Source organism: Tsukamurella serpentis, assembly GCF_054780975.1.
The window spans coordinates 969,112-995,301 of record NZ_BAAGVH010000002.1; the positions used below are offsets into that span (position 1 = coordinate 969,112).

A 26,190-nucleotide genomic window follows, 5' to 3' on the forward strand; every position below is an offset into this window, starting at 1 on the left:
CCCGCACCGGTCGTCAGGTGCCGGTCGTCAGGCACCGGTCTTCACGGCCCCTGCCAGACGGGCAGGGCGCCCGCAGCGAGCGCCTCGGCGAGCGACGGTGCCCCCGTGTCCTTCTCGGACAGGATCGGCGGAACCTCGCGGGGCCAGGCGATGTTCAGGTCCGGGTCCAGCGGGTCAACGCCGTGTTCGGCGGACGGGTTGTACTCGGAGGACACGTGATAGGCGACGACGGCGTCGTCGGTCAAGGCGCAGAAACCGTGTCCGAGCCCCTCTGCGAGGTAGACCGTGCGGTGCCCTTCGGCGTCCAGGTGCACCGTTTCCACCGCGCCGAAGGTGGGCGATCCGACGCGGAGGTCCACGATCACATCGAGCACCGCACCGTGCAGGCAGGCCACCAGCTTCGCCTGCCCCGGTGGCACGTCCGCGTAGTGGATGCCGCGGATCGCGCCGCGCCGGCTCACCGAGACGTTGGTCTGCGCCACGACGAGGTCACGGCCGGTGGCCTCACGGAAGGCCGAGGCCTTGAACAACTCGAAGAACTCGCCGCGCTCGTCGGGGAAGACCCGCGGGTCCAGGACGAAGGCGCCGGCGACGGGCAGCGGCGCGACGTTCACCGCCCCTCCTCGAGAAGTCCGTGCAGGTAGGTGCCGTAACCGGACTTGACCAACCGGTCGGCGTGCGCGCGCAGTTGCGCATCGTCGATGAAGCCGCACCGCCACGCCACCTCCTCGGGCGCCCCGATCTTGGTGCCCTGCCGCTGCTCCACGGCCCGCACGTAACCGGTGGCGTCGGCGAGGGCGTCGAAGGTTCCGGTGTCGAGCCAGGCGGTGCCGCGCGGCAGCACCTCGACGGTCAAGCGCGCCTCGTTCAGGTAGTGCCGATTGACGTCGGTGATCTCGAGTTCGCCACGCGCGGACGGCTTGAGGTTCCGCGCGACCTCGACCACCGACGGATCGTAGAAGTACAGGCCCGGTACCGCGTACGGCGAACGGGGGCGCTCCGGCTTCTCCTCGAAACCGACGGCGCGCCCGGCATCGTCGAACTCGATGACCCCGTACGCGCGGGGGTCGGCGACCCGGTACGCGAAGACCGCGCCGCCGTCGATTCCGTCGAACCGGCGCAACTGCGTTCCAAGCCCCTGACCGTAGAAGATGTTGTCGCCCAGGATGAGCGAGACCGTCTCGTCGCCGATGAAGTCCGCGCCGAGGACGAAGGCCTGCGCCAGGCCCTCGGGGCGGGGCTGCACCACGTACTCGATCGAGACCCCGAACTGCGATCCGTCACCGAGCAGCCGCCGGAACTGGTCCGCGTCGCCGGGCGTGGTCACCACCAGGATCTCACGGATACCGGCGAGCATCAGGGTGGACAGCGGGTAGTAGATCATCGGCTTGTCGTAGACCGGGAGCAATTGCTTGCTCACGCCGACGGTGATCGGGTGGAGTCTGCTGCCCGTGCCCCCGGCCAGGATGATCCCTCGCATGTGCTCACCCTAGCCGCACAACCCGGGCACGTTACGGTATGCACATGCACATCGTGGTCACCGGCGGCGCCGGCTTCATCGGTGCGAACTTCGTCCGGCGCACCGCCGAGACCCGCCCGGACGTTCGGATCACCGTGCTCGACGCACTGACCTACGCCGCGAACGAGTCCTCGCTCGACGGCCTGCGCGACCGGATCGACTTCGTCAAGGGCTCGATCGCGGACCCGGCACTGGTCGACGAGGTGGTCGCGGGCAGCGACGCGGTGGTGAACTTCGCCGCGGACACCCACAACGATAACTCGCTGAGCGATCCGTGGCCGTTCCTGGACACCAATATCCGAGGCACGGCGGTCCTGCTCGACGCGGTGCGCCGGCACGACGTGCGGTTGCACCACATCTCCACCGACGAGGTCTTCGGCGATCTGCCGCTGGACACGCCAGAGCGGTTCACCGAGGACACCCCGTACCGCCCGTCCAGTCCGTACTCGGCCTCGAAGGCGTCATCGGATCACCTGGTGCGGGCCTGGGTGCGCAGCTTCGGGGTGCGGGCCACGATCTCGAACTGCTCCAACAACTACGGCCCGTACCAGCACGTGGAGAAGTTCATTCCCCGGCAGATCACCAACATCCTCACTGGTGAGCGCCCCAAGTTGTACGGCGCCGGCGCGAACGTGCGGGACTGGATCCACGTCGACGATCACAACGACGCGGTGTGGGCGATCCTGGACCGGGGCACGCTCGGCCAGACCTACCTGATCGGCGCCGACGGTGAGCGCTCCAACCGGGACGTCCTGGCGATGATCCTGGAGACGATGGGCCGCCCGGCGGACGATTTCGACTCCGTCCCCGACCGCGCCGGCCACGATCTGAGATACGCGATCGACTCCTCGAAACTGCGCCGTGAGCTGGGATGGGAGCCCTCGCATCCGGATCTGGCGTCGGGTCTTGCGGGGACGGTGCAGTGGTACCGGGACAACCGTTCGTGGTGGGAACCGTCGAAGGCGGGAGTCGAGGCCGGTTACGCGTGTCGGGAGAACCGCGGCTAGGTTCCTCGTCCGCGGCGGAGTGTGATCTTCGCCCGATGCTTCGCGGAACGTACAGGTCCGGTACGAAAACCTGTTTCAATTGTTCGACATCCACGGCGGCCGAGAACCGAGCCGCCCTGCAGTAGACGACCACGAGGTGACCATCCATGCCGCCCGAAGGCACTCCCGCCGCTCCCGCTCCGGCCGCCCCCGCTCCGGCCGCGACGTCCCGCGAGGAACTCGACACCGCAGGACAGCGGGAGCGTCGTAAGCGCATCATCGACGCGACGCTGGCGCTTGCCCGCAAGGGCGGGTACGAGGCCGTGCAGATGCGCGCCGTGGCGAAGAAGGCCGACGTGGCCCTGGGCACCCTGTACCGGTACTTCCCGTCCAAGGTGCACCTGCTGGTGGCCGGCATGGTCAGCCAGTTCGAGCGCGCCGGTGAGCGGATCGGCAAGACACCCATCCCGGGTGACACCGCCGCACAGCGGCTGATGTTCGTCCTCGACCGCAACACCGAGGCCCTGCAGCGCGCTCCGTTGCTCACCGAGGCGATGGTCCGGGCCTTCATGTTCGCCGACGCCACCGCCGCGGCGGAGGTCGAGCGAGTGGGCCGCCTGCTGGAGGGGATGTTCGCGCACGCGCTCGGGATCACCGAACCGGACGACCGGCAGCGCGACACGTTCCACCTCATCGCCGATGTGTGGATGGCCAATCTTGTGGCATGGGTCACACACCGGGCGTCGGCGACCGAGGTGCAGAAACGCCTCTCGGTGGCCGTTGACCTTCTGATTAAGGACTGAGAACCTCCCAGTTCACAGCTGGTCTTCGGGCCAAAAACTGAAACACGTACTAGTTTGCCTCGGTAGTTGATACGCTCCTGCTGAATTTCAGCGAGAGGACACCGATGGTCACGTTCGGAGGCGCGGCATGAGGGCCGCAGCGCTCTACCGGCTGTACCGGTTGGTCGCTGTCTTCACCAAGAGCCTGTCGACGATCGGCCGTTCGGTCCTGCTCGCCGGGCAGATCATCATGTGGACTGTCCGCGGCATCGTGCACCGCAACTTCGCCGTCGGCGAGACCGTCACGCAGGCGGTCACCCTGCTGCGGGTGACCACCCTCCCGGCGATCCTGGTCGCGATCCCGTTCGGCGCGGTGGTCTCGGTCCAGGTCGGCGCCCTGGTCGACACCGTCGGCGCGAACTCACTGGTCGGCGCGGCGAGCGGCATCGGGATCATCCGGCAGGGCGCACCTCTGGCCACCGGCGTGCTGCTGGGCGGAGTCTGCGCCTCGGCGATCGCCGCCGACCTCGGCTCGCGCACCGTCCGCGAAGAACTTCAGGCCATGCAGGTCATGGGCGTCGATCCGATCGCCCGGCTGATCGTGCCCCGGATGCTGGCGCTGATGATCATCGCCCCGATGCTGCTGGTCGCGATCGTGGCGGTGGCCATGGTCGTCGCGCTGACCATCTCGGTGTGGCAGTTCGGGCTCAGTTCGGGTGGCTTCTGGTCGTCCTTCGGAGCCTTCTCCGCACCGGCGGACCTCGCCTTCGCGGTGCTCAAAGCCGAGACCGGGGCCATGATCGTCGGGTTGGTCGCCGGGCTGCGCGGCCTGGAGGCCAGCGGCGGCCCGCGCGGCGTCGCCGACGGCGTGAACTCGTCGGTGGTGCTCTCGATCACGCTGATCTTCCTGTCCTTCCTGGGCCTGACCCAGGTGCAGACCATGTTCTTCCCGAGTCAGGTGGCGTGATGACCACGACCGCACCCGCCCCGCAGAGCCGGCAGCAGCCGCCGCGCCGCAGCAGCGGCAGGGCACTCAACTCGCCGCCCGCGAGCCTGATCGCCCGCATCGGCGAGGCCGTCGTCTTCGTCGCGCAGTCGATCTACCTGGTGCCGCTGGCCGTCCTGAAGTACGGCGGCGAAACCTCCCGGGTGCTCAAGACGCTCGCCTGGGGCCGCCGGTCGGTCATCGTCGACGGTGGCGTGGTGGTCATGATGGTCATCCTCGGTGCCGCGAGCGGTGCCGCGGTGGCGATCGAGGCCTACGCCGGGCTGAACCTGATCGGCTTCGGGCCGTTGACCGGTGTGATCGGCGGCCTGGCGAACATCCGCGAGATGATCCCGATCTCCGCCGGCATCGGCTTCGCCGCCCAGGCCGGTTGCCGGATGACCGCGCAGATCGGCTCGATGCGGATCGCGGAGGAGATCGACGCGGTCGAGGCGCTCGGCATCCGTTCCATCCCGTACGTGGTCAGCACCCGGCTGATCGCCGGCATCATCGTGGTGATCCCCGCCTACCTGCTGACCCTGCTGCTGGCCTTTCTCACCTGCAAACTGATCGTGGTGGTCTTCCACGGCCAGGCGGAGGGCACCTACAACCACTACTTCGAGCAGTTCCTCAGCCCCGGTGACATCGCACTGTCCACCGTCAAGGCCGTGGTCTTCTGCGCCGCCGTCACCATCATCCACTGCTACTACGGCTACTTCGCCAAGGGCGGTCCGGAGGGTGTGGGCCTGGCCAGTGGCCGCGCGGTCCGCGCCAGCCTGGTCACGGTGCTCACGCTGGACTTCATCCTGACCGTCGTGATGTGGGGCGTCACTCCCACCATCATCTTCAAGGGATAAGGGGGCCCACGTGTACGAAATGCTCGGCGGCACACCACAACGCCAACAGCGCATCTTCTTCCTCGTCGGTGCCGCCACGGTCGCGGTGATCCTGGTGGCGGTACTCGCCGGCCTGATCTCCAGCCGCCTGCCCGCCGACGACGACCGGCTCGCCGTCACCGTCGAATCCACCGACGTCGGGCCGGGTGTCAAGGCCGGGACCCGGGTAACCCTGCGGGGCGTACCGGTCGGTGAGGTCGAGGCCGTGCAGATCCCGCGGGCCGGCCAGGCCAAGGTCTCCGTGCGGCTCGAGCAGGGCGGCATCAACGGTCTCACCGACGCGCTCGCGGTGCGCTACCAGCCGGGCAACTACTTCGGCGTCACCGAGATGGCGCTGCTCCCCCAGTCCGGCGGCAGTGCGCTGCGCTCCGGCGCCACCCTGCGCCCGAAGTCCAGCAATGACACCATCTCCGACCTACTCACCCGCAGCGCGGTCTCGGTCTCCGGGGTGATCACCCCGAGACTGATCGACGTCACCAAGCGGGCCACCGAGTACACCCAGGCCATCACTCCGCTCCTGCAGGTGGCGTTCTCGGTCGAGCAGCAGAACGCGAAGTCGGTGAAGGTGCCGATCGGGACCACCCTGCGTACTGTGCGGACCACACTCGACGGCGCCCCCGGCCTCGTGGAGGCGGCGTTCGACGGCTGGTTCGTTCCGCAGATCCACGGCGGAACGGCTGCCGGTTCGTTCGACTACACGGTCAACAACTACGAGCGGATCGACGCCACCACCACCCTGCTCGGCACCGGCTTCTTCACCCCGCTGGCGGACATGTTCGGCTCGCACGAGGCCGAGTTCAAGCCCGGGACCGTTCTGCTGCGGGTGGTCATGGACAGCACCACCAAGGTGATGCGCACCGTCAGCATCCCGCGTCAGGTGGTCCCGTTGATCAACGGCCTCAACAGCTCCTTCATCTCCCTTCCGGAAGGCAATGCGTTGCGCATGAACGTCATCGTCGATCGCTTCCCGGCCGCGGCGTCGGTCATCGAGGGAGGACGCTGATGCGCGGCAAGAACACCCGCGCCACGATCACGCTGGCCATCGCCCTGCTGATCACCGTGGTCATCGCCTCCGGCATCTTCGCCGCGCTGCGCAATCCGGCGAGCGGCGAGACCCGCGAGTACGAGGCCTCCCTCTCCGATGCCTCCGGTCTGCGAGTGGGGAGCGACGTGCGACTGCGCGGCGTGCTGATCGGCAAGGTCACCTCCGTCGGAGTCCGCGGCGGCGACGGCGGCAACGTGGCGGTGGTCGGGTTCACCGCGCAGAACGAGCACCGGGTCACCTCCACCACCCGGCTGGCGGTCAAGTACCGCAACCTCACCGGTGAGCGCTTCATCGAGATCGAACCGGGCACGTCCGCGGGCGGCACCCCGACCGGATCTGTCCCCCTCGCTCGCACCACCCCCTCGTTCGACATCACCACTCTGTTCAACGGACTCGCCCCGGTGCTGCGCACCCTCAGCCCCGAGGACGTCAACGAACTGACCCGGAACCTGTTGGGACTGCTGCAGGGTGACGACACCACCGCGACGCAGACCTTCGGCGCGATCGACAGGATCACCGCGAACGTCGCGGACCGTCAGGCGGTGATCAAGACACTGGTCGACAACGTCACCCGGGTGGCGAACATGATCAACGGCTACTCCCCACAGGTGGTTGAGTTCATCTTGAACTTCGACCTGCTCCTGACCAAGGTTCAACAGAACATCGACGAGTTCACCCGGACCGCCGTCTACGGTCCCGGTTTCGGCGCCGCCACAAACCGAGTGCTCTCCGCCATGGGGCTGTCCAAGGATCTCGACGTGGAGAAGCTGATGTTCACCGCGATCAAGGATCCGGGTGCCGCGGTCGAGGCGATGAGCAAACTGCCGGGTCTGTTCACCGGCGTCGCCGCCCTGCTGGGCGCGCCCCCCAAGACGTGCACCCAGGGTGATGCGCAGCTGCCGAATTCGACGAACGTCCTGCTCGGCGGAACGAATGTGACGGTGTGCCTGAAATGATCTTCACCGGACGTCCGCCGTGGCGCACACTGATCTCCCGCAGCACCAAACTGGGTGCACTCGCAGTGGCGGTCGCACTACTGATCACCGCGGGACTGACCTACCTGTACATGCGTCCTCCGGGGCAGAAGGAACTGACCTTCGTCACCCAGGACGCCGCTCTGCTCAAACCCGGTGTGGAGGTCCGCGCGTCGGGTGTGCGGATCGGATCGATCTCCTCTGTGGATCTGGAGAAGGAGCAGGTGAAGGTGACCGCCCGGATCGACGACTCGGTCTTCGTCGGAGATCAGGCCTCGGTGGCGGTGCGCATGCTCACCGTGGCCGGCGGGTTCTATGTGGCGGTGAACTCAGCGGGCCGGGCCCCGCTCGGGGACAAGCAGATCCCCCGTGCCCGGGTGAGCCTGCCGTACACCATCGGTGACCTGCTGCAGGACGCCCCGGAGAAGATCACCCCGATCGACCGGACCCAACTGGCCTCGTCCATCAAGGCACTCAGCACCGGGCTCGATGCCAACCCTGGCTCGATCGACAACGTGGTCAAGGGTGTGAACTCCCTCATCGGGCAGCTCACCGAGCAGCGCGATCAGGTGGGCCGGATCGTCAACATCAGCACCCAGTACGCCGCCGATTTCAACCAGCAGCGCGAGGCGATCATGACCATGATCCGCAAGGCCTCACTGACCATCGTCACGCTGGATCAGACCGCCGCGAACTTCGGCGTCGCGTACGTGGGCCTGGCCGGAATGTTCGGGAAGATCAAGCCCTTCCTCGAACTGTATTGGAAGTACCGCGAGCCGGTCGGTGCCACCTTCGCCAAGCTCGAGGCCGCTCTCAGCACGGCGAACGTGACCATCCCGGCCATGATCGCCGAACTGCAGAAGGCGATCGGGGCGATGCAGGCATCACTGGAGAAGAAGGGAAAGCCCATGCCCGCGAACACGGTTCTGGCCAGTGGCCTGTGCTTCCCGACGGCGACGGCGAGCTGCTGATGCGCCGCCCCACGAGGATCTCGATGCTCGCGCTCGCGGCCGCGGTGATCGCGCCGGCTCTGCCACCGGCCGTGGGCGGTGCCGCGGCCGCGTCCACGCAGTGCGCGTACCTGGCCGACGGGATCGGCCTGTACCCGGACAACGACGTCACTCAGATGGGCGTCAAGATCGGCTCGGTGCGCAAGGTCGAGCCCAGTGGCGACGGGGTGAAGGTCACCTTCGAGGTCGCCGGCCGCACCCTGCCCGCATCGGTGAAGGCGGTCACCCGCAGCACCTCGATCCTCGCCGATCGCACGCTGGAGCTGGTGGGCAACTACTCGTCCGGGCCCACGCTCAGCTCCGGGAACTGCATCAGCCGGGACCGGACCGCCACCCCGAAGTCGATCTCGGAGACGACCGCCGCCGCCACCGAGCTGGTGAACTCGGTGACCGAGGGCGGCGCCTCCGCCGATCTGGGCAAGCTGCTCACCACACTCGACACCCAGGTGGGGCCGTCCGTGCCGCCGCGCGCGTCCCGCTCGCTGAACAATCTGTCCACACTGCTCAGCGATCCCGCCGGCTTCCTCGGCGATGTGACGACGGTGGTCTCCAACATCCGGCCGATGATGCAGGACTTCGATGCGCAATGGGGCGAGCTGATGCTGGTTCTGCGGCACGTGGGTAACGTCCTCGACCAGTACGGCAGCGTCACCTTCCTTGCGGTGAAGGACATCTACGAGACCCTGCCGACGTTCTTCCTGGCCGGCGACGACATCATGCGCCGCTACGGGCACATCCTGCGGCCGGGCGGTGTGGCGGCCGCCGACGCGGTCCGCCTCGCGGCGACCGGAGTGCGGTCCACCCCCGAGCTGGCCCGGGTGCTGCCGGTGTTCGGCTCGATGGTCGCGCCGTACCTCCCGCGCGGCGGCGGTGCTCCACCGACGTCGGTGTCCGGGGTACCTGTGACCACCGTCGCCACCGCGGACCCGGCGGGGCTGTGCGCCCGGATCAATGCGCAGGCCCCGGGAAGTTGCGCGGTGGTCGCCGGCGCGGCGCAGGCAGCCACCGTCGACCTGCTCGCGTTGCCGCTCGGACCAGGAGGCCGATGATGAAGCGCCCGATCGCCGGATGGCTCCCCCGCCGGGCCGCGAGCGTACTCGCGGCCGGCGCCACCGTCGTGCTCGCGGGCTGTTCGGTCAGCCCGGCGAACATGGACATGCGCAATCCGCTCGGCGGATCCGATCAGTACGACATCAAGATGCAGTTCGCCGACGTGCTCAACCTCCCGATCGGCTCCCGCCTGGCTCTCGGCGGACTGACCGTGGGCCGGGTCAAGGCCGTCGAGCTCGGTGAACAGGCGGCGACGGTGACCGCACGCGTGGATCGGGCGACCACGCTGCCCTCGGAGATCCACGCCTCGGTGCTGCAGGACACCCTGCTCGGTGAGGCGTACGTGCGGCTCGAGATGCCCGAGGGCACCTCCGGAAGCGGCGCGCCGCTCCGCGCCGGCGCGACCCTGCCACTGACCCAGACCAGTCCGCCGCGCTCGGTGGAGAGCACGCTGACCATCCTCGCCGACTACTTCGGCAGCGGCTCGGTGCAGGACGTCAGCCGCACCATCACCCGGCTCAACACCGCCCTGCCGAAGGACCGCCCGCAGTTCGACAAGCTCTCCCAGCAGCTCAGCCGGGACGTGACCGGGCTGGGCTCGGCCACCGCGGAGGTCAACCGGCTGCTGGACTCGGCGACCTCGATGGCGGACCGGATCGCCAAGCAGGAAGCCAACTTCAGGTTCACCCTGAGCCCGCACAACATGAAGTACTGGAAGAACCAGGGCAAGCTGATGTCGAACATCGGCGTCCTGCTGCCCGCGGTGGGCGGGATGCTGCAGCAGGGGTCCTGGCTGATCCCGCTGATGAACTCGTCCTCCGACCTGTTCGAGTTGCTCACCGCCGACATGGTGGCGCTCGGCAGTGCGATCCACGGCGGATCGATCCTGGTGAACAAGAATCTGGTCCCGTTCTTGAAGAAGCCCACTGTGAAGGTCGATTCGGTCACCGACCCTCAGGGACAGGACCTCTCCGAGGGGGCGATCAAGGTGCTGCGACTGATCGGAGGTGCACGATGAGCCGCTCGACGATCGCCTCCACTCTGGGACTGATCGCTCTGGTCGTGATCCCGATGCTGCTGCTCGGGCAACAGGGCGTGCGCTGGCTCGGCCCGTCCGGTGAACGCACCGCGTTCATCGCGCTCACCGATGCGAACGGGCTGATGGAGGGCTCGCGGGTACTCGACCGGGGTGTCGAGGTCGGTACCGTCCGCTCACTGAGCACCGATGCGCAGCGGGTGGAGATCGAGATCGGTTACTCCCCCAACACCACGATCACCTCCGATGCGAAGGTCCGGGTGCAGAACCTCTCCGGCCTCGGCGAAACCTACCTGACCATCGAGAAGGGCGACGGTGAGCCGCTGCGCGACGGCGCACGCCTGGCCGGGATCGTCGATACCGCCGACTCCACAGTGGGCGCGCTGTCGAGTTCGCTGTCCCGTTTGATGAAGCAGTTGGACCCGTCGGTGGTGCAGCGGCTGCTCAAGCAGGCCGACGAGGCCCTCCCCCGGGATGAGCAGACGCCGGTCACCATCGATTCGGGTGCGGTACTGGCGGCCACCTCGATCCTGCGACAGCTGCCCGACATCGGGGATCTGCTGGGCTCGTTCAACTCCATCACCCCCCGCGCGAGCGATGTGGGCGCGCTGCTGCTGAGCCTGGACCGGCCGCTGCGGACCTTCGGCTGGGGCTACGGCGAAATGGCCCCGGCCACCGTGCTCTACATCAAGGAGGCGAACTACCCGGACGTGATCAAGGACGGTGTCCTGGAGCTGTTCAAGGTGATCCAGAAATTCGAGGACGACTCCGCCCCCAGCGTGCAGTACCTCTCCGAGCTGGTCCTGCCCTCGGTACGGGCGATCGCCGCGCCGTTGTCGACGATCGACGCCGGCCAGTTGCTCGATACCGCACTGACCGCGGTGCGCAGCCGCAACGGCGGTGTCACGATGCGGCTCGCACCCGAATCCGGTGCGCCGCCGCGTCCCTCAGCGGCGCCATCGGCCGCTGCGCCCACGCGTTCGGCTCCTCCGTCGTCCCGTCCGGCCACCGCGCCGAGCGGAGCCGCCGGAGCACCGTCGAGCTCCACCGCCGTACCGCGCTGACGCGCAGACCGAAGGAGAACCGTGCCCCTCGCCCTGACCAATGTCCAGCTCACGCTCGCGGAGACGATCCGTGGGTGGGCCGAGCGTGCGCGTCCTGTCGACGCGGTCCGCAGCGGCGATGCCGGTGCTGCGGAGAAGATGTGGCGCGGGCTGGCCGACATCGGCGTCTTCGGGATCACCCTGAGCGAGGCGCACGGGGGAATGGGGGGCGGCGCCGACGACGCCGCGGCTGCGGTCGAGGCCGCGACCTCGGTGCTGGTCCCCGGACCGGTCTCGGGCACCGTCGCAGTGGCGGCCCTGTTGGAGAGCCTGCTCGGCGAGTCGGACCGGCTGGCCCCGGAGCGCGCGGCGATCGCCGCGGGCGAGGCGTGCGCGGCCATCGTGATCGGCGGCGACGGTTCACTGGTCCCCGATGCCACCCCGGATTCGCATCTGTTGGCGGAATCGGCCTCCGGCAGCTGGCATCTGCTTCCACCGGGTCATCCCGGGGTGCGGGTCGAACCGGTGGAGGCCCTGGACCCGACCCGCCCACTGGCCCGCGTCCGACTCACCGATCCGGAATTCGGCGCGGACACCGTCGTGACCGGCCTGACCGCCGAGGACGCCGGCGCGGCACTGGCGACCTTCGCCGCGGCGGAGGCGGCGGGGATCGCGGGGTGGGCACTGGCGACCGCCGCCGAGTACGCGAAGATCCGGGTGCAGTTCGGCAAGCCCATCGGCTCCTTCCAGGCGATCAAGCAGATCGCCGCCGAGATGCTCTGCCGCGCGGAGCAGTCCGCGGCGCTGGCCTGGGACGCGGCACGCTCGCTCGGCAGCGGCCCGGAGCATCACCTGGCGGCCGCTGCCGCCGCAGCCGGTGCCCTCGACGCGGCCGTCGACAACGCCAAGGACGCCATCCAGGTGCTCGGCGGGATCGGTTTCACCTTCGAGCACGATGCGCATATGTACCTGCGTCGCGCCGTCGCGTTGCGGCAGTTGCTCGGCGACACCCCGCCCTGGCGTGCCCGGGTCACGGAGTTGGCCCGTTCCGGGGTCCGGCGCAGCCTGGACTACCGGGTCGACGGTGACCACAGCGCCGCGGCCGCCGAGGCGCAGGCCATCGCCGCGCTTCCGGAGGAGCAGCGCCGGAACGCGCTCGCTGAGTCGGGCCTGCTGGTGCCGCACTGGAATCCGCCCTACGGCCGGGGTGCGGGACCGGCTGAGCAATTGGTTCTTGACACCGCCCTGGAGGCCGCGGGAGTCGAGCGGCCGTCGCTGGTGATCGGGGCGTGGGCGGCGCCGACCATCGTCGAGCACGGCACCGCCGAGCAGGCGGAACGATTCGTCTGGCCCACCTTGCGTGGGGAGATCACGTGGTGCCAGTTGTTCAGTGAGCCGGAGGCGGGTTCGGATCTGGCGTCGTTGCGCACCAGGGCGGTTCGGGTCGAGGGCGGTTGGTCACTCACCGGTCAGAAGGTGTGGACCTCGCTGGCGCATCGGGCCGATTGGGCGATCTGTCTGGCCCGGACCGATCCGGACGCCCCGAAGCACAAGGGGATCACCTACTTCCTGGTGGACATGCGCTCGGACGGTCTCGATGTGCGTCCACTGCGGGAGATCACCGGCGATGTGCGGTTCAACGAGGTCTTCCTGGCCGACGTCTTCGTCCCCGACGACTGCGTGGTCGGGGAGTTGGGCGGCGGCTGGCGTCTGGCCCGCACCACACTCGCCAACGAGCGGGTCGCGATGAGCGGATCCGGGCTGGGCGCGCGATTGGAGTCGCTGCTGACCGATCCCGGACCGGCGCCCGACCCCGACCTGCTCGGTGCGCTGATCACCGAGGCCGCATCGTGTTCACTGCTGGATCTGCGCGCGGTGATCGCCAGTGTCGGTGGGCAGGACCCCGGTCCGGCGTCGAGCGTGCGCAAACTGGTGGGGGTGCAGCACCGTCAGGCGGTCGCGGAGGCCTGCCTGCGGCGCCTGGGTCCCGACGGTGCCCTCGCCGCACCGGAGGACCCGGCCGATGACCGGTACGAGTTCCTCCTGTCCCGCTGCCTGTCGATCGCCGGCGGCACCTCGCAGATCCTGCGCAATGTGGCCGCCGAGCACCTGTTGGGGTTGCCCCGATCCTGACGCGGACGGAGCGGCAGGATCCGCCTCGCGGAAGTGGAACCTGTTCTACCATTGGCGGCATGGACGAATCCGCTGTCTCCGCCGCCGCGGACGCGCTGCTCGGTGCGTACGCCAGTGGCACCCCGATCGATCCGATCATCGGCATGTTCCCTGACGCCACGATCACCGACGCCTACCGGATCCAGCAGCAGCAGGTGCGTCGCTGGGAGTCCGACGGTGACCTGGTCAAGGGCCACAAGGTGGGGTTGGCGTCGTTGGCCATGCAGCGGCAGATGAACGTCTTCGAGCCCGACTTCGGACACCTGACCGCGTCGATGTTCCACCTCGAACACCTGCCGATCGACTCCTCCTCCTGGATGCAGCCGCGGATCGAGCCCGAGATCGCCTTCATCCTCGGTCGCGAACTGCGCGGTCCCGGTGTCACCGTGGCGGAGGCCATCCGGGCCGTCGATTACGTGGTTCCCGCACTCGAGGTGGTCGATTCCCGGATCCGCGACTGGAACATCTCCATCGTGGACACCGTCGCCGACAACGCCTCCTCCGGCGGAGTCGTGCTGGGCAGCCGGCCCACCCGGATCGACGCCCTCGACCTGCGCACGGTGGGCTGCACCTTCCGGATCAGCGGCGAGCAGGTGGGAACCGGCGCCGGCGGCGCGGTTCTCGGCTCCCCGATCAACGCCCTGGTGTGGCTGGCGAACACCGTCGGTCCGCTCGGCACCTCGCTCGAACCCGGCCACGTGGTGCTACCGGGATCCATGACCCGAGCCGAACCGGTGCGCGCCGGCGACACCATCGTCGCGGACATGGGTCCGCTCGGGTCGGTCACCGCCGTCCTCGCCCCCTGATCACCGAACGGAGATACGACATGAAGATCATCATCGGCGACGCCTGCACCGGTTTCGGCGTCTGCGAGGGCATCCGCCCCGATGTCTTCGAGGTCAACGACGAAGGCTTCGCCGAGGCGAGTTCGGAAGGGCTCACCGACGCCGACCGCGAGGACATCGAGTACGCGGTCAGCCAGTGCCCCACCCAGGCCATCCGCATCGAGGACTGAACGCACCGGTGCACCCCACCGCCGGCGAGGCGGGGTGCACCGGTCGTCGATCAGGCCTTCTCGGCAGCCATCTCGACGGCGATCGCGATGATCATGTCCTCCTGGCCGCCGACGTAACCTCGGCGACCGCACTCGTAGAGGATCTCGTGCGCGGCGACCCCGTACCGCTGGGCCGCGCGTTCGGCGTGTAGCAGAAAGCTGGAGTACACACCCGCGTAGCCCTGCACGATCGAGCTGCGGTCCATCACCGGCAGGCGGGTGGTGTACGGCTTGACCACGTCCTCGGCCGCGGCCATCAACGCGTCCTTGTCGGTACCGGTGCGCACGCCCAGGCGCTCGAAGGTCGCCGCCAGGATCTCGGTCGGCGAATTGCCGGCACCGGCGCCGAGCGCCAGCAACGAGCCGTCGATCTGCCGCGCACCGGCGCGGTACGCCAGCACCGAGTTGGCCACGCCGAAGCTGAGGTTCTGGTGCCCGTGGTAGCCCACCTGCGCGTCCTCCCCCAGTTCGGCCACCAGCGCTTCGACCCGCTCGCCGGCGTCCTCCAGGATCAGCGCACCGGCCGAGTCCACCACGTACACGCACTGGCAGCCGGCATCGGCCATGATCCGCGCCTGCTTCGCCAGCGCCTGCGGAGTGGACATGTGCGAGAGCATGAGGAAACCCACGGTCTCCAGGCCCAACTCGCGGGCCGCGCCGAAGTGCTGGATGGACACGTCGGCCTCGGTGCAGTGGGTGGCGATGCGCAGCACACCGGCGCCGAGATCGGCCGCCACCCGGATGTCCTCGACGGTGCCGAGACCGGGGAGCATCAGCACCGCGATCTTCGCCTGTTGCGCCTCGTCCACGGCGGCGGCGATCAGCTTGCGCTCGTCGACCAGGGAGAAGCCGTAGTTGAAGGTGGATCCGCCCAACCCGTCGCCGTGGGTGACCTCGATCAGCGAGACACCGGCGTCGTCCAGCGCACGGACGGTATCGCGCACGTTCTTCTCGGTGAACTGATGCGCCATCGCGTGACTGCCGTCGCGCAGGGAGGTGTCGACGATGCGCACGTCCCGATTCGGATCGCTCCACAGATCGCCGTTGATACCGGTCATGCCTTCACTCCATCCAGGATTCGCTGCGCCAGCAGCTCGCCGGCCTGTGCTGCGGCCGCCGTCATGATGTCTAGGTTGCCCGCGTAGGTGGGCAGGTAGTCACCGTTGCCCGCGACCTCCAGGAAGACGGCCACGCGGGCCTTGCCCTCCCAGCCGGGACGCGGCTCGTCGTACTGCGGCGGCGCGGTGAGCGTGTAGCCCGGCACGTAGACCTGCACGTCCGCCACCATCTTCTCGATCGACGCGGTGACGGCGTCCCGGTCGGCGTCGGGGTCGATCGCGCAGAACACGGTGTCGCGCATGATCATCGGCGGCTCGACCGGGTTGATGATGATGATCGCCTTACCGCGGGCGGCACCACCGACCTCCTCGATGGCGCGGGCGGTGGTCTCGGTGAACTCGTCGATGTTGGCACGGGTCCCCGGTCCGGCGGAGCGGGACGAGACCGAGGCCACGATCTCGGCGTAACTGACCGGGGTGACCCGGCTGACGGCGTGCACGATCGGGATGGTGGCCTGTCCACCGCAGGTGATCATGTTGACGTTGGGGGCGTCGAGCTGGGACTGCAGGTTCACCACCGGGCAGGCCAGTGGTCCGATCGCCGCAGGGGTGAGGTCCACCGCGACGATGCCGGCCTCTGCGTAGCGGGGTGCGTTCGCGCGGTGCGCCTTCGCCGAGGTGGCCTCGAAGACGATCTGCGGCGGCCGGGGCTGCGCCAGCAGCCAGTCCACTCCCTCGGCGGAGGTCTGCACACCCTGGGCGGCGGCCCGTTTGAGGCCGTCCGATTCCGGGTCCACGCCCACCATGTAGCGCACCTCGATCCGCTCGCTGCGCTGCAGTTTCGCCAGCAGATCCGTTCCGATGTTGCCCGGGCCCACGATGGCCGCGGTCACCTTCTCCGTCATACCGACCACGATGCGGCCGCCGATGCCGGACACTCAACACATGTGTCCCGCTCAGCGGAACGACGGCGTGACCGTTGCCCGCATCACGGAATTGCTCTCCGCCTTCGGCCCGGCGGACGGCGCTCTCGGGGTCTCCGAGCTCGCGCGGCGCACCGCACTGCCCAAGTCCACGGTGCACCGGCTCACCGGACACATGGTGTCCGCCGGGCTGCTCGAACGCGCCGGCGCCGGTCTGCGATTGGGGCTGCGACTGTTCGAGATCGGGCAGTTGGCCACCGGTCACCAGGATCTGGTCGATGCGGCCCGGCCACTGCTCGCCGACCTGCGCTCGGCGACCCGCAACACCGTCCACCTTGCGCGATTGGAGGGTACGGAGGTGATCTACTTCGAGGTGCTGCCCGGCCCCGACGCACCGAACCTCCCGTCCCGGGTCGGCGGGCGGATGCCGGCTCACGCGACCGGCGTCGGGAAGGCGATTCTGGCGCACGCCGACGAGGCCGCCGTCGAGGCGGTGATCGCCGCCGGGCTGCCCCGGCTTAGCGCCCGCACCATCACCTCGCCGGCGATACTTCGGCGCCAGCTCCAGCGGATCCGCACCGAGGGTGTGGCCTACGAACGGGAGGAGTCCGGTGACGGCACGGTGTGTGTGGCCTGCCCGATCCTCGATGCCGACGGTGCGCCGTTGGCGGCGGTCTCGGTGACCGGGTGGAGTAATCGCCTACGGCCCGAGCGGGTGGCCCCGGCGGTGCGGGCCGCCGCACTCAGCCTGTCCCGCACCCGTGCGGGTACCGGCCACCTCGACGCCGCCACCTGAGCGCGTTCAGAGCTTGAGCGCGTGGGTGGCCGTGGCGCCACCGTCGGCCACGAACTCCGCTCCGGTGCTGTAGCTGCTCTCGTCGGAGGCCACGAACAGGATCATGGACGCGATCTCGTCGGCGCTGCCCTGCCGTCCGATCGGCAGTCGCTGCTTGAGCCATTCGGTGGGCGGCTCGTTACCGCCGAGCGCCTCGGCCACCATGGCGGTGTCGATCATGCCGGGGTGCACCGAGTTCACCCGGATTCCGTACTGCCCCAGCTCCATCGCCGCCGACTTGGTCATTCCGCGGATGGCGAACTTGCTGGCGGTGTAGGCGGCCAGATAGGGCATTCCGCCGAGTCCCTCGATCGACGAGGTGTTCACGATGGATCCGCCGCCTGCGGCCTTCATCGGCTCGACAGCGGCGCGCATACCGAGGAAGCACCCGAACTGGTTGATCCGGACGACCCGTTCGTAGTCGGCGAGTGAGGTCTGTTCCAGGGCCGAGAAGAACAGCACGCCGGCATTGTTGACCAGCACGTCGAGGCCGCTGAAGCTCTCCTGCATCTGCTCGATCGCGACGGTCCAGTCGTCCTCCGCGGTCACGTCGAGGTGCTGGTACCGCGCCGCGTCGCCGAGTTCGTCGGCCAGGGCCCGACCCTGCTCGTCCAGGACGTCGGCGATGAGAACCTTCGCTCCCTCGGCGACGAACCGGCGGGCCACCGCCGCGCCCTGCCCTCGCGCCGCCCCGGTGACCAGTACCCGTTTTCCGTGCAGTCGTGCCATGCCTGTAACTCCCTACGGTGTCATTCCAATTGCTGCGCGACGAACATCGCGTCGTCCCGGTCCGCGAAGTAGCCGCCGACCGAGGCGGCCAGACCTTCCTGGTCCCACTGCCCGCCCGCTGCGTCGAAACGACGCTCGAGGGTCGGCGGAGCCATGAGGGCGACCATGCCGCCGTGCACCACGAAGACCTGCCCGTTGATCTTCTCCGCCTCGGGACCGGCGAGGAACCGCACGAACCGGGCCACGTGATCCACCGACAGCGGGTCGACGGCGCCGGCCGGTGCGTCCCCGAAGACGCCCTCGGTCATCGCGGTGCGCGCTCGTGGGCAGATGGCATTGGCGCGGACGCCGTACCGGCCGAGCCCGCGGGCGGTGGCGATGGTCAGAGCCGCGATACCGGCCTTCGCCGCAGCGTAATTGGGCTGCCCGACCGAGCCGAAAAGGAAGGCCTCGGACGAGGTGTTGACGACCCGCCCGTACACTTGCTGACCGGTGGACTTGGCGGCGCCGCGCCAATAGGCGGAGGCGTTGCGGGAGAGCAGGAAGTGCCCGCGCAGGTGCACCCGGACCACCGAGTCGAACTCCTCGTCGGACATCGAGAAGATCATCTTGTCGCGGCAGAATCCGGCGTTGTTGACCACGACGTGCAGGCCGCCCAGGGACTGCGCCGCCGCCATCAGGGCGTCGGCGGTCTCCCGGTCGCCGGAGTCGCCGAGCACGAGTTCGGCACGGCCTCCGTCGGCGCGGATCAGCTCGGCGACCTCCTCGGCGGCGGGTGAGACGTCTCCGAGCACCACTGCGGCGCCGTCCCGGGCCAGCGCCAGCGCCTCGGCCCGGCCCAGTCCGGCTCCGGCGCCGGTGACGATCGCCACCCTGCCGTCGAGACTCGCCACACCGTCCTGCGCCATCGCGCCACCCTTCGATCGAGAACCCGGTCACCGCGGACTACTCGTCCACTGGAAGGGAAAGTACCCCTGAGTCCGCAGTTCCGTTCCGCTTTTCTAGAACTTGTTCTACAGTGGCGCCATGCGGATCGACTATGCGCCGGAGCAGCAGGAGCTGCGCTCGACCCTGCGCCGCTACTTCGCAGAACTCATGACTGATGAGCGTCGCGAAGCGCTGGCCGGAGCCGGCGGGGAGTACGGCGACGGTGAGGTCTACAGGGAGATCACCCGCACTCTCGGCGCGGACGGATGGCTCGCGATCGGCTGGCCGAAGGAGTTCGGTGGTCAGGCCCGTCCCACTCTCGACCAACTGATCTTCACCGACGAGGCGGCGATCGCCGGTGTCCCGGTTCCCTTCCTGACCGTCAACACGGTGGGGCCCGCCATCATGGCCGGCGGCACGGCGGAGCAGAAGGCACAGATCCTGCCCGGTATCGCTGCCGGCGACACGCACTTCTCCATCGGCTATTCCGAGCCCGACGCCGGTACCGACCTCGCCTCCCTGCGGACCCGGGCCGTCAGCGACGGCGACGACTACGTGATCAACGGCCAGAAGATGTGGACCTCGCTGATCGAGTACGCCGATTACGTCTGGCTCGCCGCCCGCACCGACCCACAGGCCGAGCGGCACCGGGGAATCTCGATCCTGTTGGTCCCCACCACCGCTGAGGGCTTCTCCTGGACCAAGGTGCATACCGTGGCCGGGCCGGGCACCTCGGCCACCTACTACCAGGACGTGCGCGTACCGAAGACCTCCGTCGTCGGCGATCTGCACGGCGGCTGGAAACTGATCACCAACCAGCTCAACCACGAACGGGTCGCCCTGACCTCCGCCGCACCCCTCCTCGACGCCGAGCGGCAGGTGCGGCTGTGGGCGCAGAACACCCGGCTCGCCGACGGATCCCGGGTGATCGACGCGCAGTGGGTGCGGATCCACCTGGCGCGGGTGCACGCGCACGCCCAGTACTTGAAGCTGCGCAACTGGAAGATCGCCTGGGCCGCCGACCACAGTGAACTCGGACCCGCGGACGCCTCCGCGACCAAGGTCTTCGGCACCGAGTTCGCCACCGAGGGCTACCGGCTGCTGATGGAGATCCTGGGCACCGCCGCGGTGGTCCGCGCCGGATCACCGGGCGCGCTACTGCGCGGACGGATCGAACGACTGCACCGCAGCTCGCTGATCCTCACCTTCGGCGGAGGCACCAACGAGATCCAACGCGACCTGATCGCCGGCGCCGGGTTGCGGCTCCCGGTCAGCCGCTGAACCGGGCGAAGGAGAGACATGGATTTCACCGTTCCCGAGCCCCGGACCGATCTGGCTGGTCTGGCCAGAAAGATCGCCGAGGAGTGGTCGGCTCGAACACCGCACCCCACCGACTCCGGCCTCGATCAACAGCTCTGGACCACGCTGGCGCGCTCCGGCGTCCTCGACGCCGCACTTCCGGCCTCGGTCGGAGGGGGCGGGCTGGGACTGCTCGGGCACTGCGCGGTGCTCACCGAACTCGGCCGCGTCACCGCACCGGCGCCGTACCTGGACTCGATCCTGGTCGCTGCCGAGATCCTCGCCGAGCACGGCAGCCCCACGCAGGTCGAAGAACTGTTGCTGCCGTTGATCCGTGGCACCGCCACCGCGACCGTGGTCCTCAGTGACGAGGCGACCGGGTTCACCGCGCGGCAGGCCGGTCCCGGGTGGCAGCTCGACGGTGTCCGGACCGCCGTACCATCGGCGGCCTTCGCCGATCTCCTGCTGATCGAGGCGAGCACCTCACAGGGGCCGGCCCTGTTCGCCGTCGACCGGAACACCGCGGGCCTGACGATAACCGCCCAGCAGGTGGTCGACGGCACCGATGCCGCCCTGGTCGAGGCGCACGCAGCCCTCCCGCCACATGCGCTGGTCAGTGGTGCCGGGGCCGCCGAACGGGCGAGGCGACTGGCGAGCATCGGCTGGTGCGCGCTGCAGTCCGGGATCACCGAACGCGCCCTGGAACTGACCGCCGACTACGCGCGCACCCGCGAGCAGTTCGGCAAACCGCTGGGCGCCTTCCAGGCCGTCCGGCAGCGTCTGGCCGACGCCTACATCGATGTCGAAGCCGTCCGGTTGACCTGCCTGGAGGCGGCCTGGCGGGAAGCGGAGGGCCTGGACGCATCCGCCGAGATCGCCACCGCCGCGTTCTGGGCCGCCGAAGCCGGGCACCGGGTGGCGCACACCGCCGTCCACGTGCACGGCGGTGTCGGCATCGATACCGACCATCCCGTCCACCGCTATTTCGTGGCCGCCAAACGCGCCGAGTTCACCCTCGGCGGCGCCACTGCTTCGCTGCGCGCCCTGGGCGCGACGCTCGCCGGAAGGAACCCCGCATGATCCGCAAGCTGTACCAGACCACGACCTCCCCGCTGTCGCGGGACGAGACCGTCGATTACATCGTGATCGGCTCCGGCAGTGCCGGTTCGGTCGTCGCCGGACGGCTCGCCGATACCGGCGCCGGCGTCGCACTGCTCGAGGCCGGCAGGTCGGACAAGACCCGGATGACGCAGGTCCCCGGCATGATCACCATGGTGCACACCGTCCCGCAGATGAAGGCGCGGGTGGCGTGGAAGCAGTACTCGGTGCCGCAGAAGTTCGCCAACGACCGCCGGATCCCGATGACCCGGGGCAAGATCCTCGGCGGCTCCAGCTCGATCAACGGCATGCTGTTCGTGCGCGGCAACCGCGCCAACTACGACTCCTGGGCCGCCGAGGGCGCCACCGGTTGGGATTACGGGAGTGTGCTGCCCGCCTTCAAACGGATGGAGAACTGGGAGGGCGGCGCCGACGACCTCCGTGGCTCGGGCGGCCCGATCGAGGTCACCCGGCAACAGCACCTCACCGACGCCACGCAGTCGTACATGACGGCACTCGGCGAGACGCTCTCCGCGCCACGCAACGACGACTACAACGGCTCCTCCCAGGAGGGGGTGAGCGTCTTCCAGCAGAGCGCCAGGGGTGGCACCCGCTACAGCTCCGCACAGGGATACCTGCGCGCCGACCGGCCGAACCTGCGAGTGCACGTGGGCGCCCACGTCAAGCGGGTGGTGATCGAGGGCGGACGGGCCGTCGGCGTGGAGGTACTCGACGGTTCGGGTGTCACCACCATCTGCGCGAACCGCGAGGTGATCGTGAGCGCGGGCGTGATCGGCACCCCGCAGATCCTCATGCTCTCCGGCATCGGCCCGGCCGCGCACCTGCGCGAGCACGGGATCGACGTCGCGGCCGATCTGCCGGTCGGCCAGAACCTGCACGATCACCTGTTCGTGCCGACCACCTTCCTGATGAAGGACGCCGTCAACAAGGGGACCCCCGCGTACTTCGCGAAGGGGCTGGCCGACGAGTACCGCAGGCCCGGCGGTACGTGGATGGCGAACACGGTCTTCGACGCGGTCGGTTTCGTGCGGACCTCCTTCGCCAAGGACGTCCCGGACCTGCAGATCCACTGCCTGCCGTGGAACTACCCGGTGCCGAATCAGGACGCCGACACCATGCACCGGGTCGATCCGCGGCCGGGCCTGACCATCCTGCCCACTCTGATCTACCCGCGCAGCCGCGGCGAGTTGCGGCTGAACTCGACCGATCCGCTGGACTCCCCGCTGATCGATCCCGCCTACCTCTCCGATCCCCAGGACACCGAGGTACTGATGGAGGGCATCTCGATGATCCGCGAGGTGATGAACCATCCGTCGGTCCGGGGAAAGGTCAGTGAGGAGTTCACCCCGGGTGCCTCGTACCGCGACGAGACCGCGCTGCGCCGTGAGCTCCCGAACCGGGTGCACTCGGTGTACCACCCGGTCGGTACCTGCCGGATGGGGGTGGACGAGCGGGCCGTGGTCGACCCGCAACTGAAGGTGCACGGCATCGAGGGACTGCGGGTCGCCGATGCCTCGATCATGCCCTCGATCACGGGCGGTAACACCAACGCACCGTCGTACCTGATCGGTGAGATGTGCGCGCGTTTTCTGGGCGCGTGAGATGAACAGCGTCGCCGATCTCCTCCTCGCCCGCATGCAGGACCACGGCACGGGCCTGAGATCCGGCGACGCCACCTGGACCTGGGCCGAACACGTCACGGCGTCGGCGGCGCGCGCGTCGGCGCTGTCGGACCTGCTGCCCGAGGGCGCTCCCCCACACTTCGGGGTGCTCGCCGACAACATCCCCGAGTTCTCCCTGCTGCTGGGCGCCGCCGCGCTCTCCGGTTCGGTACTGGTGGGGCTCAATCCGACCCGCAGCGCCGAGGGCCTGCGCCGTGACATCGCGATCTCCGATTGCGCGCTGGTGCTCACCGCGGGCCATCACGCCGCGGCGCTGGAGGAGGTGTGCATAGGGGTCCCGGTGATCGACCTCGACGGTGCGCCGTGGCGGCGGATGGTGTCCCAGCACGACGGTGCGCCACCGTCGTCCGTGCCGCGCAGCGCCGACGATCTGCTGGCGCTGGTGTTCACCTCGGGCACCAGCGGCGAGCCGAAGGCGGTGCGCGCCACGCACGGGAAGTTCTGCGGCGCCGGCCTGATGCTCGCGCAGCGGTTCGGGATCACCGGCGACGACACCGTCTACATCAGCATGCCGCTGTTCCATTCCAACGCCCTGCTCGCCGGATGGTCGGTGGCGGTCGCCTCCGGAGCGGGTATCGCACTGGCGGAGCGCTTCTCGGCCACCGGATTCCTGCCGGACGTGCGACGCTACGGGGCCACCTACGCCAACTACGTGGGCACGCCACTGGCCTACGTCCTCGCCACGCCGCCGCACCCCGATGACGCCGACAATCCCCTGCGGGTGCTCTACGGCAACGAGGGACGCCCCGAGGACATCGCCGCCTTCGCCCAGCGTTTCGGCTGCCACGTCCAGGACGGTTACGGATCGTCGGAGAACGGAGTGGCGATCGCCCGCACGCCGGACACCCCCGCCGACGCACTGGGACCGCTGCCCGGCGGCGTGGCCGTCTGGCGCCCCGGCACCACCGACGAGTGCCCGCGAGCGCGGCTCGCCTCGGACGGCGCCCTGCTCAATCCGGAGGAGGCCATCGGAGAACTGGTGAACACCGCCGGGACCGGCGGCTTCTCCGGTTACTACAACGACCCCGTCGCCGACGCCCAGCGGTCCGCGGGCGGGGTGTACCGCACCGGTGATCTCGCCTACGTCGATCAGGAGGGGTTCGTGCACTTCGCCGGCCGCACCGGCGACTGGCTGCGGGTGGACGGCGAGAACCTGGGTACCGCGCCGATCGAGCGGATCCTGCTCCGGCATCCCGACATCGCGGAGGCCGCGGTGTACGCGCTCCCGGATCGAGTGGGTGACCAGGTTGTGGCGGCCGTGGTGCTGACGCCGGGCAGCCGACTGTCGGTGCGCGATCTCGATGCGTTCCTGACCGCGCAGACCGATCTGAGCGCGCGGCAGCACCCGCGCCGGCTGCGCATCCTGGACGCGCTCCCCCGAACACCGTCGTTCAAGGTGCTCAAGCGGGCGCTGGCGGCCGACGGTATCGCGGCCACGGTGCCGCTCCCGGAACGTCGGTGACGTTCAGCGGATCCGCAGCTTGCGCATCCAGCGCAGCACCTGGACCGTCTGCTGGGCGTACTGGCCGTAGGTCTGTCCCGGCCGCAGCCCGTAGACCTGCTTCTTCAGCGTGGCCAGGTTCGTGGTGTCGGTGTACTTGAGCAGGCCCGCGTCGCCGTGCCGTGCACCCACACCGGAGGCCTTCCACCCGCCGGACGGGGTGCCCTTGCTGGCGAACGAGGCGGCGAAACCGTCGTTGATGTTCACATTGCCGGCTTCCAGCCGGGCACCCACCCGTGCTGCGCGGCGCAGATCCTTGCCCCAGACGCTGGCGTTGAGTCCGTACCGGGTGTCGTTGGCGAGGGCGATGGCCTCGTCCTCGGTGCGGTAGCGGAACAGCGAGACGACGGGCCCGAAGGTCTCCACCGTGGCGATCTGCATCTCCGGGGTGACTCCGGTGAGCACCGTGGGTGCGTAGAAGGCCGGGCCGACGTCGGTGCGTTCGCGCCCACCGCAGAGCACCGTCGCCCCTTTGACGCGGGCGTCCTCGACCTGTGCGGAGACCCGGCGCAGTTGCTCCGGTGAGGCCAGCGATCCCATGTCGGAGTCGTAGTCGTAACCCGCGGCGAGTTTCAGCGCACCGGCGGCGGCGACGAAGCGTCGGCAGAACTCGTCGAAGATCCGCTCGTGAACGTACATCCGCTCGATGTGCATGCACGCCTGACCGGCGTTGGCGAAGACCGCGAAGATCGCCGAGGTCACCGCCTCGTCGAGGTCGGCATCGTCGAGCACGATCATCGGGTTCTTACCGCCGAGTTCGAGGCTGCAGCCGATCAGGTTGCGGCCGGCCCGCTCGCCGACGGTGACGCCGGTGGCGCTGGATCCGGTGAACATGACGAAGTCGGACTCGTCGATCAGAGTGGGGCCGACGTCCGGCCCCTGTCCACAGACCACCTGGAACAGACCGTCGGGCGCACCGGCCCGGCGCAGCAGTTCGACGCCGTACAGCGCGGCCAGAGCGGTCTTGTTGTCCGGTTTGAGCACTACTCCGTTGCCCGCGATGAGCGCCGGGATCGCGTCCGAGAGGGCCATCGCGAAGGGGAAGTTCCACGGCGCGATCACACCGATCACGCCCTTGGGCCGGTGCAGTTCGACGGAGCTGCTCAGTACCGGGATCGGGCCGCCGCGTCGCTGTGCGCGCAGCAGTCGCGGTGCGGTCTTGAGGTAGTGGCTGATCACCATGGGCACGTCGCAGGATTCCTCGAAGGCCATCCGGCGGTTCTTGCCGGTCCCGCTCTGGATCAGGTCCACCAGCAGTTCGTTGTTCTGCAGGATCAACTCGTGCAGGCGACGGAAGACCTCCAGCCGTTCCTCCAGCGGCTGCTGAGCCCACCGCTGCTGGGCCCGGCGCGCGGTGTCGAACGCGGCGGCGACGTCGGCCGGGGTCGATTGCGGCAGGCTGCCGATCGGGGCGCCGGTGAACACCTCGGTCATGGTGAATCGCTCACGGGAGCCGTCCGCGACCACCAGTGCGGTGAGCCGGGAGATCAGCTCGTCGGTCACACGCGCGGGCAGCGTGTTGCGGGTCTGCGTCGGCGAAGCCATAGGCGAACTCTAACCCATCT

Annotated in this window: 25 protein-coding genes; 18 read left to right on the top strand and 7 right to left on the bottom strand. The window is 69.0% G+C overall.

Annotated elements, in window-relative coordinates:
- Window positions 1-41 precede the first annotated feature (41 nt).
- Both rfbC and rfbA read right to left on the bottom strand, forming a co-directional pair.
- Complete coding sequence (rfbC, locus tag ACYVHG_RS07065) at window positions 42-614, bottom strand: dTDP-4-dehydrorhamnose 3,5-epimerase (protein ID WP_461166690.1); 573 nt, start codon at window positions 612-614, stop codon at window positions 42-44.
- A complete protein-coding gene (rfbA, locus tag ACYVHG_RS07070; protein WP_461166691.1) occupies window positions 611-1,480 on the bottom strand; it encodes a glucose-1-phosphate thymidylyltransferase RfbA in 870 nt (289 codons plus the stop codon). The genes rfbC and rfbA overlap by 4 nt, the downstream gene beginning before the upstream one ends.
- Before the next feature lie 44 nt (window positions 1,481-1,524).
- Between rfbA and rfbB the strand changes: the two genes are divergently transcribed.
- The 13 genes from rfbB to ACYVHG_RS07135 all read left to right on the top strand — a co-directional run bounded on the left by rfbB (window position 1,525) and on the right by ACYVHG_RS07135 (window position 14,513).
- The gene (gene rfbB / locus ACYVHG_RS07075; protein ID WP_461166692.1) at window positions 1,525-2,526 is read left to right on the top strand and encodes a dTDP-glucose 4,6-dehydratase; all 1,002 of its coding nucleotides are present in this window, start codon (window positions 1,525-1,527) and stop codon (window positions 2,524-2,526) included.
- A 146-nt stretch (window positions 2,527-2,672) separates the two neighbouring features.
- Entirely contained in the window at window positions 2,673-3,308 is a 636-nt protein-coding gene (kstR, locus tag ACYVHG_RS07080) for a cholesterol catabolism transcriptional regulator KstR (protein ID WP_461166693.1), read from the top strand.
- A gap of 127 nt (window positions 3,309-3,435) precedes the next feature.
- A complete protein-coding gene (locus ACYVHG_RS07085; RefSeq protein WP_461166694.1) occupies window positions 3,436-4,254 on the top strand; it encodes an MlaE family ABC transporter permease in 819 nt (272 codons plus the stop codon).
- Window positions 4,254-5,129 (top strand): ABC transporter permease, encoded by an 876-nt coding sequence (locus ACYVHG_RS07090; protein ID WP_461166695.1) that lies wholly within the window; start codon window positions 4,254-4,256, stop codon window positions 5,127-5,129. The genes ACYVHG_RS07085 and ACYVHG_RS07090 overlap by 1 nt, the downstream gene beginning before the upstream one ends.
- Before the next feature lie 19 nt (window positions 5,130-5,148).
- On the top strand, window positions 5,149-6,171 hold the full coding sequence (locus ACYVHG_RS07095; RefSeq protein WP_461166946.1) for an MlaD family protein: 1,023 nt from the start codon (window positions 5,149-5,151) through the stop codon (window positions 6,169-6,171).
- Entirely contained in the window at window positions 6,171-7,169 is a 999-nt protein-coding gene (locus tag ACYVHG_RS07100; RefSeq protein ID WP_461166696.1) for an MlaD family protein, read from the top strand. The genes ACYVHG_RS07095 and ACYVHG_RS07100 overlap by 1 nt, the downstream gene beginning before the upstream one ends.
- Window positions 7,166-8,158 (top strand): MlaD family protein, encoded by a 993-nt coding sequence (locus ACYVHG_RS07105; RefSeq protein WP_461166947.1) that lies wholly within the window; start codon window positions 7,166-7,168, stop codon window positions 8,156-8,158. Before ACYVHG_RS07100 ends, ACYVHG_RS07105 begins: the two co-directional genes overlap by 4 nt.
- Window positions 8,128-9,246 (top strand): MlaD family protein, encoded by a 1,119-nt coding sequence (locus ACYVHG_RS07110; RefSeq protein ID WP_461166697.1) that lies wholly within the window; start codon window positions 8,128-8,130, stop codon window positions 9,244-9,246. Before ACYVHG_RS07105 ends, ACYVHG_RS07110 begins: the two co-directional genes overlap by 31 nt.
- A complete protein-coding gene (locus ACYVHG_RS07115; protein ID WP_461166698.1) occupies window positions 9,246-10,265 on the top strand; it encodes an MlaD family protein in 1,020 nt (339 codons plus the stop codon). Before ACYVHG_RS07110 ends, ACYVHG_RS07115 begins: the two co-directional genes overlap by 1 nt.
- Complete coding sequence (locus ACYVHG_RS07120) at window positions 10,262-11,347, top strand: MlaD family protein (protein ID WP_461166699.1); 1,086 nt, start codon at window positions 10,262-10,264, stop codon at window positions 11,345-11,347. Before ACYVHG_RS07115 ends, ACYVHG_RS07120 begins: the two co-directional genes overlap by 4 nt.
- 21 nt (window positions 11,348-11,368) lie before the next feature.
- The gene (locus tag ACYVHG_RS07125; protein WP_461166700.1) at window positions 11,369-13,459 is read left to right on the top strand and encodes an acyl-CoA dehydrogenase family protein; all 2,091 of its coding nucleotides are present in this window, start codon (window positions 11,369-11,371) and stop codon (window positions 13,457-13,459) included.
- Between the two features lie 59 nt (window positions 13,460-13,518).
- Window positions 13,519-14,304 carry a 2-keto-4-pentenoate hydratase gene (locus ACYVHG_RS07130; protein ID WP_461166701.1) on the top strand — a complete coding sequence of 262 codons (786 nt, stop codon included), beginning with the start codon at window positions 13,519-13,521 and terminating at the stop codon, window positions 14,302-14,304.
- 20 nt (window positions 14,305-14,324) lie between these two features.
- A complete protein-coding gene (locus ACYVHG_RS07135; RefSeq protein WP_461166702.1) occupies window positions 14,325-14,513 on the top strand; it encodes a ferredoxin in 189 nt (62 codons plus the stop codon).
- 50 nt (window positions 14,514-14,563) lie between these two features.
- On the opposite strand, the gene dmpG is transcribed toward ACYVHG_RS07135, so the two are convergent.
- Together dmpG and ACYVHG_RS07145 are read right to left on the bottom strand one after the other, a co-directional pair.
- Window positions 14,564-15,610, bottom strand: a complete 1,047-nt coding sequence (dmpG, locus tag ACYVHG_RS07140; protein WP_461166703.1) for a 4-hydroxy-2-oxovalerate aldolase — start codon at window positions 15,608-15,610, stop codon at window positions 14,564-14,566.
- On the bottom strand, window positions 15,607-16,515 hold the full coding sequence (locus ACYVHG_RS07145; protein WP_461166704.1) for an acetaldehyde dehydrogenase (acetylating): 909 nt from the start codon (window positions 16,513-16,515) through the stop codon (window positions 15,607-15,609). The genes dmpG and ACYVHG_RS07145 overlap by 4 nt, the downstream gene beginning before the upstream one ends.
- A gap of 40 nt (window positions 16,516-16,555) precedes the next feature.
- Here ACYVHG_RS07145 and ACYVHG_RS07150 point away from each other — a divergent pair, with 40 nt between their 5' ends.
- A complete protein-coding gene (locus ACYVHG_RS07150) occupies window positions 16,556-17,329 on the top strand; it encodes an IclR family transcriptional regulator (RefSeq protein WP_461166705.1) in 774 nt (257 codons plus the stop codon).
- A gap of 6 nt (window positions 17,330-17,335) precedes the next feature.
- Here the strand turns inward: ACYVHG_RS07150 and ACYVHG_RS07155 are convergent, their stop codons facing one another.
- Window positions 17,336-18,097 carry a glucose 1-dehydrogenase gene (locus ACYVHG_RS07155; protein ID WP_461166706.1) on the bottom strand — a complete coding sequence of 254 codons (762 nt, stop codon included), beginning with the start codon at window positions 18,095-18,097 and terminating at the stop codon, window positions 17,336-17,338.
- A gap of 20 nt (window positions 18,098-18,117) precedes the next feature.
- Window positions 18,118-19,005 (bottom strand): 3-oxoacyl-ACP reductase, encoded by an 888-nt coding sequence (locus ACYVHG_RS07160; RefSeq protein ID WP_461166707.1) that lies wholly within the window; start codon window positions 19,003-19,005, stop codon window positions 18,118-18,120.
- A 118-nt stretch (window positions 19,006-19,123) separates the two neighbouring features.
- Between ACYVHG_RS07160 and ACYVHG_RS07165 the strand changes: the two genes are divergently transcribed.
- From ACYVHG_RS07165 to ACYVHG_RS07180, 4 genes are read left to right on the top strand one after another with little or no spacing between them, the layout of a single operon-like run.
- Entirely contained in the window at window positions 19,124-20,305 is a 1,182-nt protein-coding gene (locus tag ACYVHG_RS07165; RefSeq protein WP_461166708.1) for an acyl-CoA dehydrogenase family protein, read from the top strand.
- A gap of 18 nt (window positions 20,306-20,323) precedes the next feature.
- Window positions 20,324-21,403 carry an acyl-CoA dehydrogenase family protein gene (locus tag ACYVHG_RS07170; RefSeq protein WP_461166709.1) on the top strand — a complete coding sequence of 360 codons (1,080 nt, stop codon included), beginning with the start codon at window positions 20,324-20,326 and terminating at the stop codon, window positions 21,401-21,403.
- A complete protein-coding gene (locus ACYVHG_RS07175; protein WP_461166710.1) occupies window positions 21,400-23,043 on the top strand; it encodes a GMC family oxidoreductase in 1,644 nt (547 codons plus the stop codon). Before ACYVHG_RS07170 ends, ACYVHG_RS07175 begins: the two co-directional genes overlap by 4 nt.
- Before the next feature lies 1 nt (window position 23,044).
- Window positions 23,045-24,586 carry an AMP-binding protein gene (locus ACYVHG_RS07180; RefSeq protein ID WP_461166711.1) on the top strand — a complete coding sequence of 514 codons (1,542 nt, stop codon included), beginning with the start codon at window positions 23,045-23,047 and terminating at the stop codon, window positions 24,584-24,586.
- Between the two features lie 3 nt (window positions 24,587-24,589).
- Here the strand turns inward: ACYVHG_RS07180 and ACYVHG_RS07185 are convergent, their stop codons facing one another.
- Window positions 24,590-26,170, bottom strand: coding sequence for a succinic semialdehyde dehydrogenase (locus ACYVHG_RS07185; protein ID WP_461166712.1), 1,581 nt, complete (start codon window positions 26,168-26,170; stop codon window positions 24,590-24,592).
- Window positions 26,171-26,190: the final 20 nt, after the last annotated feature.